A 17,280-nucleotide genomic window follows, 5' to 3' on the forward strand; every position below is an offset into this window, starting at 1 on the left:
TCCCCCGGGCGGCTCAGCGCCGTCCGGCCCGACCGACGCGTCGGCGGACGGCGAGGACGAGTCCGGCGACCCGGCCGGGTCCGGCACGTCCAAGGGCGGGCCCGGCACCAAGGCCGCCATCATCAGCTCGGTGGCCGACCAGGGCGTCGCCGCCTTCACCAACATCATCGTGCTCGTCGTGGCCGCCCGGCTGTCCAGCGCCGCCGGATTCTCCGTGTTCTCCATGGTCTACATGGTGTTCACGGTGCTGCTGGGCGTCGGCGTCTCCTACGTGGGACAGGCGCTGGTGCTGGAGCGCGGCGCCGCGCAGGTGCGGGCGGCCTGCCGCAGCGCGGCCACCTTCACCGCCGTGGCGTCCACCGTGATCGGCTTCTCGATGGCCGCGGGGCTCGCCTTCGTGCCCGGCGGCACCGCGCGCGGCCTCGCGGTCCTCGGCCTGGTGCTGCCGATCGTGCTCACCCAGGACGGCATGCGGTACTGCTTCTCCGCCCTGCGGCTGCCGCACTACGCGCTGGCCGCCGACACCGTACGACTGGCCGTCGCCGTACCGGCGCTGGCCATGCAGCCGCACGGCGCGGGCGCGGTCCGGCTCGTCGCCGTCTGGGGCGTGTCCGCCGTGCCCGCGCTGCTCGTGGGCGCCGCCCTGCTGTGGCCGAAGGTCAAGGGCGCGCCGGTGGACCTGCGTAAATTCGTCCGCCGCGGGCACCTCGGGCAGCGCTTCGTCATCGAGTTCGGCGTCGGCAACGCCACCAGTCAGCTCGCGGTCGTCGGCCTCGGCCTGTTCGCCGCGCCGCTGGCCGTCGGCGCCCTGCGCGGCGCCACCACGCTCTTCGGCCCGATGAACGTGCTCTTCAACTCCGCGACCGCCTTCGGGCCGCCGCTGCTCAACCGGGTCCGCGGCTCCGACGACAAGGTGCGCGCGACCGCCGTCCTCGCCACCGTCCTCGCCTGGATCGCGGTGTCCTGGACGGTCGTGCTGATGCTGCTGCCCGCCCATGTGGGCCGCCAACTGCTCGGTGACACCTGGGCGTCGTCGTCCGCGCTGCTGGCCGCCTCCGGCAGCCAGTACGCGTGCATCGCGCTGGGCACCAGCGCCCTGCTGACGCTGCGCGTGCTGCGGCCCCGCGCCACGCTGCCGATCCAGGTGGTCTTCTCGCTCGCGTCCGTGGTCTTCATGCTCGCCGGCTACCAGTGGGACGGCGTGATGGGCGCCGCCTGGGGCCTGGCCCTGGGCTCCGCGCTCAAGGCGGTGGCGCTGTGGCTGCGGATCGTCGCCGTCAAGCGCGCGCCCGCCGCCGCCACCGACCCTCAGGCGCCGGACGCCTCCGCCGAGGGCGTCACCGCAGGATCTTCCGCCGGTCCGCGCTGAAGGTCGTCACCAGCAGCAGGCACACCGCCGCGATGCCGATCCGGCCCGACGCCTGGAGCAGCGGGCCGCGCAGCAGGATGAAGGAGTAGCCGCACACCAGCGGGATCACCACGGCCATCACCGTGCCGGGGCGGCCGTCCTCCAGCGTGCGCTGGGCGTATCTGCGGTCGCCGCGGGCGCAGAAGTAGCCCAGCAGCAGGAAGCCGCCGGTCATGCCGACCGGGCCGAAGTCCAGCCACAGCTCCGCCCACAGCGGCGACGACAGATTGGTGTTGGTCATGCCCATCCACTGGCCGACCTGCACACCGGAGTCCAGCGGCTTGCCGTGCCAGATCGAACGCGGCACGAAGAAGAAGACGTCCGCCGCGAGCTGCCGCCCGTGGGAGTGGCCCTCGCCGGACTGCACGAAGGTGATGGTGTTCGCGAACATCCCGATCTGGTCGTAGTCCTTGAGCGTCAGCGGCTCCAGCGCCGACGTCGTCTCCACCGGGTGGTAGCCGCCCGAGTCGTACCGGAAGCGGTCGAGGAACGGGAAGAGCAGCAGCGCCGCCACCACGCCCGTCACCAGGGCCGTGCGGTACATCACCGGGCTCTTGGGGAAGGCCGTGAACAGCAACGAGAACACGACGGTCAGGAACCAGTACCGCGGGTTGGAGATCGGGTTGTTCACGATCACGTTGATCAGCACCAGGCCGGTGAGCGCGGCGATGGCCAGCGGCCTGCGGCGGGCGATCCGGGACGTGATCATCCAGCGGATCAGGAAGAGCATGGCCAGCAGCGCCGGTACGGTGCCGAAGCCGCGGATGAAGGCCGAGCCGACATGGCTGTCGCCGCCGCTGCCCGCGAGACCGCTGGCCTGCACCGACTCGCTGATGCCCTGACGGCTGGAGAAGAAGACGGTCGGGCCGCCGAGCTTCATGATGCACAGCGCGCTGCCGAGGTACGCGACCACGATCAGCAGCCACAGGCGGCGCCGCGACACGGACGCCTGCGGGCGGGCCTTGCGGATACGGGCCGCCGGGCGGTGCCGGGCCAGCAGCGCGCCGACGTCGAAGGCCACGCAGCCGATCAGGACGAGCGTGATCGCCGTCGTCGTGTCGGAGCGCGGGCCCACCACCGGCGTCGGGACCTGCCCGATGACCGCCTGCGCCAGCGGGGCCACGCCCATCGCCACGTACACGAACAGCCAGAACGCGCCCTGGATCAGCCGCCGTCGCCGGGTCAGCACCATCGCCGCCAGCCGGCCGCCGCCGTACACCGTCAGCGTCAACTGGAGCCAGTACGCGGTGTCCCGCACGCCCGTGCCGGGCTGGGCCGCCACGTACGCGGGCAGGAACCCCACCAACGCGATGACCAGCGGCACCGCCAGCGCCCGCGACAGCGCCGCCCGCGGCACCGACGTCGTGGCCTGCGCCTCGTCCGGGCCGGGCCGCTCCAGCGGCCCGCCCGCACCGGCCTGGTCCTGTGCCACGTCCAGGGCCATGGCCCACCCCCTTCATGCTCCCCGCGCCGAGTCTATGGCCTCCGGCCGGGAGGATCAGGGCGTCCGGGGCCGGAAGTGCCCCGATGAGGGTTCGGTGTCGATAATGTGAACCCGAGGCGCGGGGGCGCCGAAAAACAGGGGTGGGGAGTCATATGAAGGTGCTGCATGTCGTCACGCTGCATACGCCGACGAACGACTTCGGCGGCCCGACACGGGTGGCGCTGAATCTGTCCAAGGGCCTGCGGGCCCAGGGTGTCGACGCCCGGATCGCGACGCTGGGCGACGGCTTCACGGGCCCGCTGCCGACGGAGCTGGAGGGCGTGCCGTCGTTCGTGCACCAGGCGCGCCACGTGCTGCCGTTCGAGGTGAGCGGCATCACGTCGCCGGGGCTGCTGGCGAAGGCGCGCCGGATGGTGAAGTCGGCGGACGTGGTCCATGTGCACCTGATGCGGGACCTGATCACGCTGCCGTTCGCGCTGGTCGCGCTGGAGGCCGGGGTGCCGCTGGTGATCCAGACGCACGGCATGATCGACCCGACGGAGAAGCTGTTCGCGAAGGCCGTCGACGTCCTGGGCATGAAGCGGGTGCTGCGCAAGGCGGACGCGATCTTGCACCTGACGCGGATGGAGCGCGACGGTGTGCAGGCCGTGGTGCCCGACACTCCGCTGACCACCTTCCACCGGCTGGTCAACGGCGTGACGTTGCAGGACCGCAGGCCCGCGCGGGCCGACCGCCCGCCGACCGTGCTCTATCTGGCGCGGGTGCAGAAGCGCAAGCGCCCCGAGGACTTCGTGTCGGCGATGCCCGTGGTGCTGGCCAAGTACCCGGACGCGCGCTTCGTGCTGGCGGGCCCCGACACCGGCGATCTGACCGGCCCCATGCGGGAGCTGGCGGCGAAGCTGGGCGTGGCGGACTCGCTGGAGTGCGTCGGCGCGCTCGGCCACGAGCAGGTGCTGGAACAGCTCAGGAAGTCCGATGTGTACGTGCTGCCGTCGGTGGTCGAGCCGTTCGCCGTCTCGATCCTGGAGGCGATGTCGGTCGGCCTGCCCGTGGTGGTGACCCGGACCGGTGGCCTGTCGCCCGACGTCGAGGCGGCGGGCGCGGGGCGGATCACCGACAGCGACCCCGACGCGGACAACGGCCCGCTGGTCGGCCAGGCCATCCTGGAACTGCTCGACCCGGCCGCCAACGAGGAGGCGTCGGACGCCGCCTGGCGGCTCATCCGCTACCGCTTCTCCATCGGCGCCGTCGTCGACACGCTCATGGAGGTGTACGGGGGCGTCACCCGCGCCGGGTGACGCCCCCGCGTGCGCTTCCGGACCCCGGGTCCCGGAGCGCGGTCCGCGGGCCGGCCCCGGGAGGACCGGGGCCGGCCTCGGGCGGCGCGATCAGCGGCCGCGGGTCACGGCCGACCGCGGGTCAGGGCTTGCGCCCCTCCCGCGTCTTGAGGCCGATCTGCCAGCGGTAGAAGCTCATGGCGAGCGCGTAGTCGAAGCCCGCCCGGCCGTCGAGGAAGCCGCGCTTGTAGACGTAGGCGTAGGTGAAGGACACCAGCGGCTTGAACGGCGCCTTGTGGAAGAGCTGGCCCTGACGGGTCTTGACCTGCCGGATCTCCTCCTTCACCCGGGGGTTCAGCTCCAGCCACGCCTCCCAGTCGGAGTAGCGGTTGTGCCGGTCGAACCAGGTGCGCACCGGGTCGAGATCCTCGTGCTCGATCGGTGAGCGCAGCCGGGCGGCCGACGGCGCGACCGGCTGGTAGTGGCCCTCCTGCTCGCCCATGCCGGGCGCTTCGAGGTCGCCGACCTCGGGAAAGTGGCAGCGCGTGCGGTCCAGCAGCGCGCGCTTGACGATGGTGTAGCCGTGCCGCAGCCGCCGCCCCGCGAACCAGTAGCCCAGCGGGATGTCGAAGGCGGCCACCGACGGCGGCCCGGCCGCGAAGGCGGCCTTCAGCTCGGCCAGCAGCTCGGGGCTCGGCGTCTCGTCGCCGTCGAGGAAGAGCAGCCAGGGGATCTCGGTGCGCACATGGTCCAGACACCACTGCTTCTTCTTGGGGTACTTGCCGTCCCACGCGTACTCGACGATCTCCGCGCCGAGGCCCTCGGCGATCTTGCAGGTGTCGTCGGTGCTGGCCGAGTCGACCACCACCACGGCCTCGACGTGGTCGATGACCGACGACACCGTACGGGCGATGTTCTCCGCCTCGTTCTTGGTCGGTATCGCCACCACGATCGGGAGCTTGCTCATGCGGTCCCTCCGTTCATCTCGGTCTCGTCCTGCGGCTCACGGCGCATCGCTCACCCCGTGCCCGCGAGCCACACGTAGCAGCCGCTGGAGGTGACGCCGCGCGCGGCGGCGGGGACTGTCATCCGGGCGCCGCTGCCGGCCGACAGGGTGCCGTTCGAGCTGGTCACCCGCCAGGTGCAGTGCGTCGACGGGTGCGGCGCGCGGTAGGTGCCGGGCGCGACCGACGTGCCGGGGACGGCCTTCGCCGCCACCGTGAACGTCCCGTCGGCGAAGCCCCGCGCGGCGGCGTCGATCACCGGCTGCTGGTCGGGGCAGAGGCTGCGGACGGCCGCCGCCGCGCCGGACCCGCTGATGTCGCCGGTGACGATCGCCCCGGCCGCCGCGTCCTTGTCGATCTTCGCGGTACGGGTCAGCCGGTCGCAGATCTCCTGGCCGCCCTCGAGGACGGCCACCGGGTCGGTGCCCTTGGGCACCCGCCCCGACAGATACGACTTCTGGGGCTTGCTGAAGGTCCCGCCGCCGGGCGGGGTGAGCTGCGCGTCCGGCACCTTCGGGGCGTCGGCCGCGGACCCCGGCGCCTCGGTGCTGTCGTCCGAACCGGCACCGGCGTCGGGGCTCGTGGTCGCGGACGGTCCCGAAGTGCCGCCCGTGGCCGTCGCGGAGACGCCGGGCGACGCCTTCGCGTCGTTCCTCGCCGTGTCGTGACCGCCTCCGCCACCCCCGCCGCCGCAGGCGCCGAGCAGCACCGCCGCCGCCGTCACGAGGACGGCGGCGGCAGTGGCGGAGCGGTGTTTCCGGGTCACCCGGCGGTCCCGAGCGCGTACTGGTTCGCGATCTGGGCCGGGCTGAGGACCGTCGGGAAGACGGCCGCCTCGTCGATCGAGCCCGCGAAGAACTGGCTCTTCGGCTGGGAAGGCCAGCCGTTCAGGTTGTCGCCGCCGACCCGCCAGAAACCGTCGTAGTTCTGGCTGGTGGTGACGGTGGCGTCACTGCCCTTGAGGACGCCGTCCACGTACAGCCGCATCCCGTTCGCCCCCTGCGTGGCGACGACCTGGTGCCAGTTGCCGTCGTTGTAGCCGCCGGTGGGCGTGGAGACGATGCGAGTGCTGCCGGTGTAGGCGCCGAAGATGAGCTGACCGCTGTCGGTCATGTAGACGTGCTTGTCGTAGTTGCCGCTGGTCTCGGTCGCCAGGTTCCCGAAGCCGATCAGCTTGCCGCCGGAGGTCGTGGTGGTCTTGAACCACGTCTCGACGCTGTACGCGGACGGTGTGGGGTGCGAGCGGTCGCTGTACGTCCACTGGGTGGAGCCGTTGAAGGTGTACGCCTTCGAGCCGGGCACCGCGCCCGGCGAGACGGCGTGCACCGGGCCGCCGACGCTGATCCCGCTGTCGTCGGCCGCGGAGGCGTCCGCGTTGTACGAACCGGCGGCGGCGTCGTAGCGCCAGTACAGATTCGCGCCGTCGGCGAGGACCTGCGTGGCGTACGGCTCGGCCGTGGCCGGGACGGTGGCCGCCGCGTTCGGCGACTGGGCGCTGGTGTTGACGCCGTCACTGGCCGACACCCGGTAGGTGTACTTCACGCCGGGCGTGACATTGGTGTCGGTGAACGTGATCTGCGGGCGGATCCAGGGCTTGGAGTCGCCGCTGACCGTGTAGACGGGGGTGGCCGCGCCGTTGCGGTACACGTTGTAGATCAGCGTGCCGTCGTCGTTGTCGGTGCTCGACTGCCAGGTCACCTTCACCGCACTGGGGTCGATGCTGCTCACCGCGGTCTGCGGCAGCGTCGGGGCGCCGGTGTCGGGGCCGTCGGCGAAGCGGGTCAGGCCCTGCTGCGCGCCGCCGTTGACGGTGGTGAACTCGCCGCCGACCCACATGTAGTCGTGGCCGCCGGACGACGAGATCGCCATCACGCGCGGGCCGATCTTCTCGCCGATCCCGTCGTTGGTGTCGGGGTACCACGACAGCAGGTGCGGGTCGGTGACCGACTCGGCGACCAGGTGCTTGCGCGTCGAGTTGGGGAATTCGCCCATGCTGGAGCAGTCGTGGGCGTGCGAGCCGCTGTAGAGCACGGTGCCGTGGACCACCAGGCTCTGCGTGGCGCCCAGGCAGGTGTCCCGCCAGATCTGGTTGAAGTCGGTGAGGCTGAGCGCCACCCGGCCGTCGAACACGCCGCCGCCGGTGCCCTCGTTGGCGGTGTAGAAAGCGTTGCTCGCCGGGTCCACGATGATCGACTTCGTCACCGAGGTCGCGTCGAGGAACCCGGGCGGGTACGCCTTGGTCAGCGCGCCGGTCGTGGTGTCGACCACGGCGAGCGAGTGCGAGTAGGTGCCGCCGACGTAGTTGAAGTCACCGCCGATGATGGCGTTCTGGCCGTCCGGGGTGATCGCCAGCGCCCGGCCCGGCAGGTCGGCGTTGGGCGACCACGGCAGCAGGGCGCCCGCGGTGTTCACCGCGGCGAACTTGCCACGGGACTGGCCGCCGACCGACGTGAAGTCGCCGCCGAAGTACACGGCGTCCGAGGTCGCGGCGATGGTGCGCACCGTGCCCGAGGCCGCCGGGTGGAAGGTCGTGCTGACCGCGCAGGTGGCCAGGTTGATCGCGGCCAGGCTGCTCACCCCGACGCCGTTGACCGCGCCGAAGAAGCCGCCCGCGTAGAGCGTCTGGCCGTCGGGCGAGACGGCCAGCGCGCGCACGGTGGCGTTGTTGGAGCCCACCGTGAAGTTGAGCTGGCAGCCGGTGGGCGCGCCGGTCGCGGCGTCGAAGGCCGCGAAGTTCGCGACGGACGTCTCGTTGGTCCCGGCCGCGGACCCGGCGGGCCGGATCGCGGAGAAGGTGCCCCCTGTGTAGACCACGCCGTTCGCCTGGGCCATGGCCCACACGATCCCGTTGGTCTGGTACGTGCTGAGATTGTCGGCGGTGATGCCGACCGGTGGTTGGAGCGCGGTCGCCGATGGCGACGACATCACTCCCAGCGTCGCGGCTGCCAGCAATATGGCAGCCGAGAACACCGGCAATTTACGCATGAGTTGCCCCCCAGGCCCCTGATGTGTTGCAACGGCCGATACGGCCGTCGTGATGCACGGCAGAGTAGGGGGTTCCGCTTAGCCCGGTCTGCCTTTTTGACGAATAAAGTGACATCACATCATCTGTCGATGCGAATCGTGGCCCCCGACAACTGGTCCGCCACCTGTCGGATGTCCGCGTCGACCATGATCCGGGCCAGCTCCGCCACCCTGACCTGCGCCTTCCAGTCCAGCAGGTCCCGTGCCTTGCTCGCGTCGCCGATGAGCGCGTCGACCTCGCTGGGCCGCTCGTATTTCGGGTCGTACCGGACATGCTCGGCCCAGTCCAGACCCGCGTGCTCGAACGCCACCTCGAGGAACTGCCGTACGGTCGCGGCCTCGCCGGTCGCCACCACGTAGTCTTCCGGCTCGTCGCGCTGGAGCATCCGCCACATCGCGTCCACGTACTCCGGCGCGTAGCCCCAGTCGCGCACCGCGTCCAGATTGCCCAGGTAGAGCCGGTCCTGGAGGCCGGCCTGGATACGCGCGATGGCGCGGGTGATCTTGCGGGTGACGAAGGTCTCACCGCGGCGCGGGGACTCGTGGTTGAACAGGATGCCGTTGACGGCGTACATCCCGTACGCCTCGCGATAGTTCACCGTCGCCCAGTAGGCGAAGACCTTCGCGCAGCCGTACGGGCTGCGCGGGTGGAACGGGGTGCGCTCGTTCTGCGGCGGCGGGGCGGCGCCGAACATCTCCGAGGACGACGCCTGGTAGATCCGCGCCTCGATGCCGCTCGCCCGCAGCGCCTCCAGCAGCCGCAGCGCGGACAGCCCGGTGACGTCCCCGGTGTACAGCGGCGCGTCGAAGGAGACCCGCACATGGGACTGCGCGCCCAGGTTGTAGATCTCGTCCGGCCGCAGGTCACGCAGCAGGCTCACCAGCGCGATGCCGTCGGTGAGGTCCGCGTGATGCAGCACGAAGGAGCGGTTCTTCTCCTGGGGGTCCTGGTAGATGTGGTCGATCCGTTCGGTGTTGAACGTCGACGAGCGGCGCACGAGGCCGTGCACGGTGTAGCCCTTGGACAGCAGCAGCTCCGCGAGATACGAGCCGTCCTGGCCGGTGACGCCGGTGATGAGCGCGGTCTTGCCCATGTGAGTCCCCCCAACTGGTCGGGTTGTGCTGTATTTCGTACGTAAAGATGGGTTGGCACCCGATCGGGTGAAGTGTGCTGGCAGAATGCCGTTCCATGACAGACCTACTGCCGGACGCGGCCCGGATCTTCGTCGCGGGCCACCGCGGCCTCGTCGGCTCCGCCGTGGCCCGCCGCCTCACCGCCGACGGCCACCAGGTGCTCACCCGGGGCCGCGCGGAACTGGACCTGCGGGACGCGGCGGCGACCGCCGCGTATCTGCGCGACATCCGGCCCGACGCGGTGGTGCTCGCGGCGGCCAAGGTCGGGGGGATCATGGCCAACTCGACCTACCCCGTGCAGTTCCTGGAGGACAACCTCCGGATCCAGCTCAGCGTCGTCGCCGGGGCCCACGAGGCGGGCGTCGCCCGCCTGCTCTTCCTCGGCTCCTCGTGCATCTACCCCAAGCTGGCCCCGCAGCCGATCCACGAGGACGCGCTGCTCACCGGCCCGCTGGAGCCGACCAACGAGGCGTACGCGCTCGCCAAGATCGCCGGCATCGTCCAGGTGCAGTCCTACCGCAAGCAGTACGGCGCCTCGTACATCTCCGCGATGCCCACCAACCTCTACGGCCCCGGCGACAACTTCGACCTCGCCACCTCGCACGTGCTGCCCGCCCTCATCCGCCGCTTCCACGAGGCCGAGCGGGACGGCGCGGCCGAACTGACCCTGTGGGGCAGCGGCACACCGCGGCGCGAATTCCTGCACGTGGACGACCTCGCGGCGGCCTGCGCGCTGCTGCTGCGGGTCTACGACGGCGCCGAGCCGGTCAACGTCGGCTGCGGCGAGGACCTGACCATCCGCGAACTGGCCGAGACCGTCAGGGACGTCGTCGGCTACCGCGGCACGATCGGCTGGGACACCACAAAACCCGACGGCACGCCGCGCAAGCTGCTCGACGTGTCCCGTCTTCAGGCGCTCGGCTGGCGGCCGGAGATCGCGCTGCGGGACGGGATCGCCGCGGTGTACGCGGACTGGCGGGCGACCGCCGGGTCTGTGGCCGGAACAGTGACTCACTAGTACGCCCCGCGTCCGTCGACCACGGCCCGCAGGGTGCGGGCCATCACATCCGCGTCGCCCGAGAGCGACCAGTTGTCGACGTACCGCAGATCGATCGCGAGGGTCTCGTCCCAGGACAGCTCCGACCTGCCGCTGACCTGCCACAGACCCGTGATGCCCGGCTTGACCGCGAGGCGCCTGACCTCCACCTCGTTGTACCGCGCCACCTCGTCGGGCAGCGGCGGACGCGGGCCGACCATCGACATCTCGCCGCGCAGCACGTTCACGAGCTGCGGCAGCTCGTCCAGCGACAGCCGCCGCAGCAGCCGCCCGACGCGGGTGACCCGGGGGTCACGGCGCATCTTGAACATCAGGCCGTCGTTCTCGTTCGACCCGTGCAGATCGGGCTTGCGCTGCTCCGCGTCGACCACCATCGTGCGGAATTTCCACATGGTGAACGGCACACAGCCCTGCCCGTACCGGATCTGCCGGTGGAAGGCCGGGCCCTGCGAGGTCAGCCGGACCGCCGCCGCCACCAGGCCGAAGACCGGGGAGAGCAGCAGGAGTCCGAGCCCCGCGCCGACCCGGTCGAGGGCCGACTTGAGCACCGGCTGGACGCCGCGCCTGGACGGCGGGGCGATGTGCAGCATGGCCAGGCCCGCGGGCGCGTCCAACTGCACCCGGCGCACGGCCACATCGATCAGCCCCGGCAGCACCGCGAGCGGCAGGCCCGCGTCGTGCAGGGACCAGGACAGCCTGCGCAGCCGTTCCGCGGACAGCCGCGGTCCCGGCGCCACCAGGACCAGCTCCGCCCCGTGGTCGCGGGCGGCGCCGAGCACGATGCCCGCGTCCTCGGCGAGACCGGACGGCGCGACCGCGCCGAGCCGTGCGGTGACCGGGGCCCCGCACTCCAGCTTGGCGTTGCCCACCGGGACCACCCCGACCACCACATACGCGTGTTCGGTACGGGCCGCGAGGTGGCCCACCACATGGTCGGCGGAGCTCGGCTCGCCGATGACCAGCACCCTGCGCACGGCGTGGGCCTCACGCCGGGCGGCGATCAGGTGGTGGTGGGTGAGCATCCGGCAGGCCGCCGTCAGCACGGGACCGGCGGTCAGCCCGGCCAGCGCGTACGACGGTTCCGCCACCTGATCGAAGGCGGTCCTGAGCACGGCGAGCACCCCGAGCAGCATCAGCCAGTCCCGGAGCACCGCCCCGGCGCCGCGGTGCTCGCCGAGGACGTCCGCCGCGTAACGCCGCCTGACCGCCTGGACACCGACCCAGGCGAGCGCCGCCACGGCGGCGCAGACCAGCGGGTGCGGCTGGCCGGTGGCATGGAAGATCGCCGCGACCGGGAAGGCGATCCCGAGCACGTCGACGGTGAGCGCGAGCGGCAGATACCACCGCGCCTTGTCACTGAACCTGCCGTGCCCGCCGTAAGGGCCGGGCGCGGCGAGGGCACCGGTGGAACCCGATGCCCTCCTGCCGAACGCGTGCGCGGCTTTCGCGCGCACGGGTCTCGTATCGGCACTCATGGGTATGACCGGTAGAACCCGGTTTGCTTCGACACGCCGCATGGACCCCCCTGGCACATCGCGACCGACGAGGCGCTCTACCACTTCCCCAAGGGGTAGTGCGCCTGGATAAAAGCGAACGCTAGGCCAACACGAGGGCTTTCCGCTGCGGTTTACGCAGATTCGAGCCGTTGTTATGACCGAGTTAACACAAGTATGGATATCGAATGGCCACAGAGTGTAAGGAGGCCGTTACGGGTGTGCACGACCCTTACCCTTGGGACTTGTGTCCACTGTGCACCTACCCGACGACCTGCGTACAGCCCTGTCGGCGCGACTGAGCGCCACGGCCCCCACCAGGGCTTCCGCCGAGGTGGAACGCCTCATCGAAACATATCGTGGCAAGTCGCCGACGTCAGCGCCCATTCTGCGGGACGCGGCGTCGGTGGCGGCTTACGCGGCCTACCGTATGCCCGCCACGTACGCGGCCGTCAGGGCCGCGCTCGAGGCATTCCGTTTGCAGGCCGGGCAGTGGTCGCCCGCGACCCATCTCGACCTCGGCGGCGGGACCGGCGCGGCGACGTGGGCGGTGGCCGACGCGTTCCCGGGCGATCCCTCGGCGAGCGCGCACACCTCCACCGTCCTCGACTGGTCGCAGTCCGCCCTCGACCTGGGAGGTGAACTGGCGCGCACCGCCGAGTCGCCCGCCCTGCGCGCCGCGCGCTGGACCCGGTCGCCGCTCGGCGGCGGACCCGCGCTGCCCGCCGCCGACCTGGTCACCGTCTCGTACGTGATCGGGGAGTTGACCGCCGCCGACCGCACCGCGCTGATCGACGCGGCCGCGCTGGCGGCCACCGGGGCGGTGCTCGTCGTCGAGCCCGGCACCCCCGAGGGGTACGCGCGCACGATCGCCGCCCGCGACCGGCTGCTCGCCGCCGGGCTCACCGTCCTCGCGCCCTGCCCGCACGACGCGGCCTGCCCGGTCACCGGCGACGACTGGTGCCACTTCGCCGCCCGCGTCCAGCGCAGCTCGCTGCACCGGCAGGTCAAGGGCGGCTCACTGCCCTACGAGGACGAGAAGTTCAGCTACGTGGCCGCCGCGCGGTTCCCCGCGGCCCCCGCCCCCGGCCGCGTCGTGCGCCACCCGCAGATCCGCAGGGGCCTGGTCCTGCTCGACCTGTGCACCGCCGACCGCGGCCTGGTCCGCGACACCGTCAGCAAACGGCACGGCGACACCTACCGCGCGGCCCGCGACGCCTCCTGGGGCGACCCCTGGAGCTAGCGCCCTACAGCCAGCCGTAGCGGTGGAAGGCGCGGTAGCACAGGAAGGACAGCGTGGCCATCACGCCCACCATCAGCGGGTAGCCGAAGGACCAGCGCAGCTCGGGCATGTGGTCGAAGTTCATGCCGTAGAAGCCCGCGATCATCGTCGGGACGGCGAGGATCGCGGCGCCCGCGCTGATCCGCCGCATGTCGACGTTCTGTTGCACGGCGAGTTGGCTGAGATTGGCCGCCAGCAGACCGTCGACCAGCTCGCCGTAGCCCACCAGCCGCTCGCGGACGTGGGTCAGGTGGTCGGCGACGTCGCGCAGATAGCGGGCGACCTCGGCGCCGATGAGCCGGTCCGGCTCCTCGCTCAGCCGCTGCAAGGGCCTGGCCATCGGGTGCACGGCCCGCTTGAACTCGATGAGCTCCCGCTTGAGCTGGTAGATCCGCTCGGCGTCGTCGCGGTGCGAGTCGGCGAAGACGTCGGCCTCCAGGTCGTCCACGTCCAGCTCGACCTCGTCGGCGACGTCCAGGTAGTCGTCCACGACCTGGTCGACGATGGCGTGCAGGACCGCCGAGGGGCCGTGCGCCAGCATCTCCGGGCTGCTTTCGAGGGCGTGCCGTACGCGGGTCAGCCCCGGCGCGCTGCCGTGCCGCACCACCACGACGAAGTCCGCGCCGAGGAAGATCATCAGCTCACCGGTGTCGACCACCTCGCTGGTCGCGGTCAGCTTCTCGTGCTCGACGAAGACGATCGTCTTGACCACCATGAACAGCGAGTCGCCGTACCGCTCCAGCTTGGGCCGCTGGTGCGCGGTCACCGCGTCCTCGACCGCCAGCGGATGCAGCCCGAACACCTCGGCGATCTCGGTCAGATGCTCCGCCTCCGGCTCGTGCAGCCCGATCCAGGCGAAGCCGCCGGTGTGCTTCCTGGCCTCCGCCAGCGCCTCGCGCGGCGGCAGCGACGCCACCCGCGAGCCGTCCGCGTACACCGCGCAGTCGACCACCACGTCCGCGGTGCGGCGGCGCTGCTCGGGCACCGTGCCGTCCTCGCCGAGGGTGTGCCAGGTGCCGCCGCGCCGCCACTGCCTGCGGCCGCCCGTGCGGCGGGCGAGCCGCCTGGGGTCGATCAGCCGCGGGTCCAGACGCCGGCCAGGGGTGATGCCGCGTTCGTCGGTGGTCATCGTGCCTTCTCCAGTACCGCCATGGCCGCGTTGTGCCCGGGAACACCGCTCACCCCGCCGCCGCGGGCCGCGCCCGCGCCGCAGAGGAAGACGTTCTCATGCGGGGTGCCGACGCCCCAGCGGCCTGTGGCGTACGTCACCTGGTCCGCGTCCGGTGCGGCGTACGGCCACGACAGGTCGCGGTGGAAGATGTGGCCGCCGGGCAGGCCCACCTCGCGCTCCAGGTCCAGCGGCGACTTCGCCTCCAGACACGGCTGGCCGTCGCCGTCCAGCAGCAGGCAGTCCGCCAGCGGCTCGGCGAGCACCGCGTCGAGCCGCGCCAGTGTCGCCTCCAGCAGCGCGTCCTTCGCCCCCGCCGGGTCCGCCGCGAACAGCCGCGCGGGCGTGTGCAGTCCGAACAGGGTCAGCGTGTGGACGCCCCGCCCGGCCAGTTCCGGCGAGAGGATCGACGGGTCGGTCAGGCTGTGGCAGTAGATCTCCGACGGCGGCGCGTCCGGCAGGCGCCCCGCGGCGGCCTGCTCGTACGCGGTCGCCAACTGCTCGTAGCCCTCGGCGATGTGGAAGGTCCCGGCTAACGCCTCGCGCGGGTCCACCGAGGTGTCGCGCAGCCGCGGCAGCCTGCGCAGCAGCATGTTGACCTTGAGCTGCGCGCCCTCGGGTGCCGGACCCGGCGCCGCCTCGCCCAGCAGCCCGGCCAGCGTGTGCGGCGCCGCGTTGACCAGCACGTCACGCGCCCCGACCGTCACCTGCCGCCCGTCGCGCTCGTACGTCACCTCCGCGCGTACGCCGTCCGCCGCGATGCCCGTGACCTCGGCGCCGGTGACGATCTCGGCGCCCGCCGCGCGGGCCGCGTCCGCCAGCGCGTCGGTGAACGCGCCCATCCCGCCCACCGGCACGTCCCAGTCGCCGGTCCCGCCGCCGATCACGTGGTAGAGGAAACAGCGGTTCTGCCGCAGCGACGGGTCGTGGGCGTGCGTGAAGGTGCCGATCAGCGCGTCGGTGAGGACCACGCCCCGCACCAGGTCGTCCGCGAAGGCCGCCTCCACCGTCTCGCCCAGCGGCCGCTCGAACAGCGCCTCCCAGGCCGCGGAGTCACCGATCGCGCTCTCCAGCGCGGCCCGCGAGGGCAGCGGCTCGGTCAGCGTCGGGAACACCGCCTCCGCGACCCGCCCGGTCATCGCGTAGAACCGCTGCCACGCCTCGAAGTCCCGGTCGTCGCCGGTCAGCGCCGCGAACTGCTCCCGCGTACGGGCCGCGTCGCCCGCGTCCACCAGCAGGCCGCCGGTGCCGCGCGGGGTGTACGAGGAGATCCGGCGGCGGCGCACCGCGAACCGCAGCCCCAGCTCGTCGGTGATCCGCGCGGGCAGCAGGCTCACCAGGTAGGAGTAGCGCGACAGCCGCGCGTCCACCCCGGCGAAGGCCCGGGTCGACACGGCCGCGCCGCCCGTCGCGGGCAGCCGTTCGAGCAGCAGCACCCGGCGGCCCGCGCGGGCCAGATAGGCGGCGGCGACCAGCCCGTTGTGGCCGCCGCCGACGATCACCACGTCATGCCGTGCCCCGCTCGAAACGTCCATCCCCGCACCCTATGACGCGGCGGCGCACGGCATGGGGCGGTCGGGACCGGGCGGTTCAGCTGGTCGGCGGCCGAGCCGCCACCACGCCGAGGCCCCCGGCCGGGAGGACCCGCGGCGTGGCGTGCGCGGGCTCGGGCCGCGCGCCGGTCAGCCGACGGCCGGGCGCAGCTCCATCGTGCAGCACTTCACGCTGCCGCCGGCCTTGTGCAGCTCCGACATGTCCACCGGGACCGGCTCGAAGCCCCGGTCGCGCAACGGCCCGAGCAGGCCGGTGGCGGTACGCGGCAGCAGGACGTTGCGGCCGTCGCTGACCGCGTTGAGGCCGAGCGCGGCGGCGTCCTGCGCCGTCGCCAGCAGCGCGTCGGGGAAGAGCCGGGCCAGCACGGCGCGGCTGCCGGGGGAGAAGGCGCCGGGGTAGTACATGATCTCGTCCCGCGCGTCGTCGAGCACGGCCAGCGCCGTGTCCAGGTGGTAGTAGCGCGGGTCGGTCAGCTCCAGGCCGATCACCGGACGGCCGAAGAACTCCTGCGCCTCCGAGTGCGACAGCGGGCTGCTCCGGAAGCCCTGGCCCGCCAGGATCCATGTCGCCGTGACCGCGAAGTCGCCCTCCGCCTCGTTGATGTGCACCGGCTCGCGCGGATCGGGAAAGCCGTTGCTCCTGAACCACGCCAGGTGCGCCGGGGCCTCGGCCTCGCGCTCGGGGTTCGCGAACCTCGCGCCCAGCACCTTCCCGTCCACGACGGTCGCGCCGTTCGCCGCGAACACCATGTCCGGCAGGTCCTCCACCGCGTCCAGCAGCTCCACGGTGTGGCCCAGCGCCCGGTACCTGTCGCGCAGGTCCTCCCACTGGAACAGGGCCAGTGCCGGGTCCACCGGCTTCGTCGGGTCCATCCACGGGTTGATCGAGTACGTCACTCGGAAGTGCGCCGGTGGACACATCAGGTACCGGCGGGGTGTCGCAGTGCGCAAAGAGGGCTCCTCGGGGGGTGGTGAAGGGCCGCCTCCGGCGGACGGTCGGCCCCCCGGAGTTCGTACGTACGCCCCGATTCTGCGCCTCCCGCTGGGGTCCCGCACCACCAAGTACCCCAAAGGGTTCCCCCCTTTCCCCCCGCCTTTCCCGGAGGCGGACCCCTCCGAGCGCGTGAACCCCGTACGGTTCCTTCGCGTCGGGCGGCGCGCCGATCTTTTAGGGGCGCGGGGAACTGCGCGCTTAGCCACGATGCTGCTGCGGGTCACCACCGGCCCCGGCGGGGCAGTTCGGTTGTCACCGGACCACCGGGCCGGTGGGGGCGGGCCGCGCAGTTCCCCGCGCCCCTGACGGGGCACCGTATCTCCTCCGGGCGGTGAGCCGATCCTTTAGGGGCGCGGGGAACTGTGCGCTCGGCCACGATGCTGCTGCGGGTCACCACCGGCCCCGGCGGGGCAGTTCGGTTGTCACCGGACCACCGGCCCGG

Annotated in this window: 13 protein-coding genes; 4 read left to right on the forward strand and 9 right to left on the reverse strand. The window is 72.1% G+C overall.

Annotated features, from left to right (window positions below; all coding sequences use genetic code 11):
- Window positions 1-118 precede the first annotated feature (118 nt).
- Entirely contained in the window at window positions 119-1,369 is a 1,251-nt protein-coding gene (locus ACZ4EF_RS05720; RefSeq protein WP_355334747.1) for an MATE family efflux transporter, read from the forward strand.
- On the opposite strand, the gene ACZ4EF_RS05725 is transcribed toward ACZ4EF_RS05720, so the two are convergent.
- On the reverse strand, window positions 1,338-2,852 hold the full coding sequence (locus ACZ4EF_RS05725; RefSeq protein ID WP_355334566.1) for an O-antigen polymerase: 1,515 nt from the start codon (window positions 2,850-2,852) through the stop codon (window positions 1,338-1,340). The genes ACZ4EF_RS05720 and ACZ4EF_RS05725 overlap by 32 nt on opposite strands.
- A gap of 152 nt (window positions 2,853-3,004) precedes the next feature.
- Between ACZ4EF_RS05725 and ACZ4EF_RS05730 the strand changes: the two genes are divergently transcribed.
- Window positions 3,005-4,150, forward strand: coding sequence for a glycosyltransferase (locus ACZ4EF_RS05730; protein WP_467502933.1), 1,146 nt, complete (start codon window positions 3,005-3,007; stop codon window positions 4,148-4,150).
- A gap of 121 nt (window positions 4,151-4,271) precedes the next feature.
- Here ACZ4EF_RS05730 and ACZ4EF_RS05735 read toward each other — a convergent pair whose 3' ends face one another.
- From ACZ4EF_RS05735 to gmd, 4 genes are all read right to left on the reverse strand, one after another.
- Complete coding sequence (locus tag ACZ4EF_RS05735; protein ID WP_467502935.1) at window positions 4,272-5,096, reverse strand: glycosyltransferase family 2 protein; 825 nt, start codon at window positions 5,094-5,096, stop codon at window positions 4,272-4,274.
- A 50-nt stretch (window positions 5,097-5,146) separates the two neighbouring features.
- Complete coding sequence (locus tag ACZ4EF_RS05740; RefSeq protein ID WP_467502936.1) at window positions 5,147-5,899, reverse strand: hypothetical protein; 753 nt, start codon at window positions 5,897-5,899, stop codon at window positions 5,147-5,149.
- On the reverse strand, window positions 5,896-8,118 hold the full coding sequence (locus tag ACZ4EF_RS05745; protein WP_391043679.1) for a LamG-like jellyroll fold domain-containing protein: 2,223 nt from the start codon (window positions 8,116-8,118) through the stop codon (window positions 5,896-5,898). The genes ACZ4EF_RS05740 and ACZ4EF_RS05745 overlap by 4 nt, the downstream gene beginning before the upstream one ends.
- A gap of 119 nt (window positions 8,119-8,237) precedes the next feature.
- The gene (gene gmd / locus ACZ4EF_RS05750; RefSeq protein ID WP_188285703.1) at window positions 8,238-9,251 is read right to left on the reverse strand and encodes a GDP-mannose 4,6-dehydratase; all 1,014 of its coding nucleotides are present in this window, start codon (window positions 9,249-9,251) and stop codon (window positions 8,238-8,240) included.
- A gap of 95 nt (window positions 9,252-9,346) precedes the next feature.
- On the opposite strand from gmd, the gene ACZ4EF_RS05755 reads away from it, so the two are divergent.
- On the forward strand, window positions 9,347-10,309 hold the full coding sequence (locus ACZ4EF_RS05755; protein ID WP_355334550.1) for a GDP-L-fucose synthase family protein: 963 nt from the start codon (window positions 9,347-9,349) through the stop codon (window positions 10,307-10,309).
- Here ACZ4EF_RS05755 and ACZ4EF_RS05760 read toward each other — a convergent pair.
- A complete protein-coding gene (locus ACZ4EF_RS05760) occupies window positions 10,306-11,802 on the reverse strand; it encodes a sugar transferase (protein ID WP_391043682.1) in 1,497 nt (498 codons plus the stop codon). The two genes, ACZ4EF_RS05755 and ACZ4EF_RS05760, sit on opposite strands and share 4 nt — an antisense overlap.
- A 295-nt stretch (window positions 11,803-12,097) precedes the next feature.
- Here ACZ4EF_RS05760 and ACZ4EF_RS05765 point away from each other — a divergent pair, with 295 nt between their 5' ends.
- Window positions 12,098-13,084: a small ribosomal subunit Rsm22 family protein gene (locus tag ACZ4EF_RS05765; RefSeq protein ID WP_467503075.1), complete on the forward strand. Its 987-nt coding sequence runs from the start codon at window positions 12,098-12,100 to the stop codon at window positions 13,082-13,084.
- Between the two features lie 4 nt (window positions 13,085-13,088).
- Here ACZ4EF_RS05765 and corA read toward each other — a convergent pair whose 3' ends face one another.
- The 3 genes from corA to ddaH form a co-directional block, all read right to left on the reverse strand.
- A complete protein-coding gene (gene corA, locus ACZ4EF_RS05770) occupies window positions 13,089-14,252 on the reverse strand; it encodes a magnesium/cobalt transporter CorA (protein WP_391043687.1) in 1,164 nt (387 codons plus the stop codon).
- Window positions 14,249-15,826, reverse strand: a complete 1,578-nt coding sequence (locus ACZ4EF_RS05775; protein ID WP_467502940.1) for a phytoene desaturase family protein — start codon at window positions 15,824-15,826, stop codon at window positions 14,249-14,251. The genes corA and ACZ4EF_RS05775 overlap by 4 nt, the downstream gene beginning before the upstream one ends.
- 147 nt (window positions 15,827-15,973) lie before the next feature.
- The gene (gene ddaH / locus ACZ4EF_RS05780; protein ID WP_391043693.1) at window positions 15,974-16,795 is read right to left on the reverse strand and encodes a dimethylargininase; all 822 of its coding nucleotides are present in this window, start codon (window positions 16,793-16,795) and stop codon (window positions 15,974-15,976) included.
- Between the last annotated feature and the right edge of the window lie 485 nt (window positions 16,796-17,280).

The organism is Streptomyces sp. NPDC025721 (assembly GCF_055558595.1).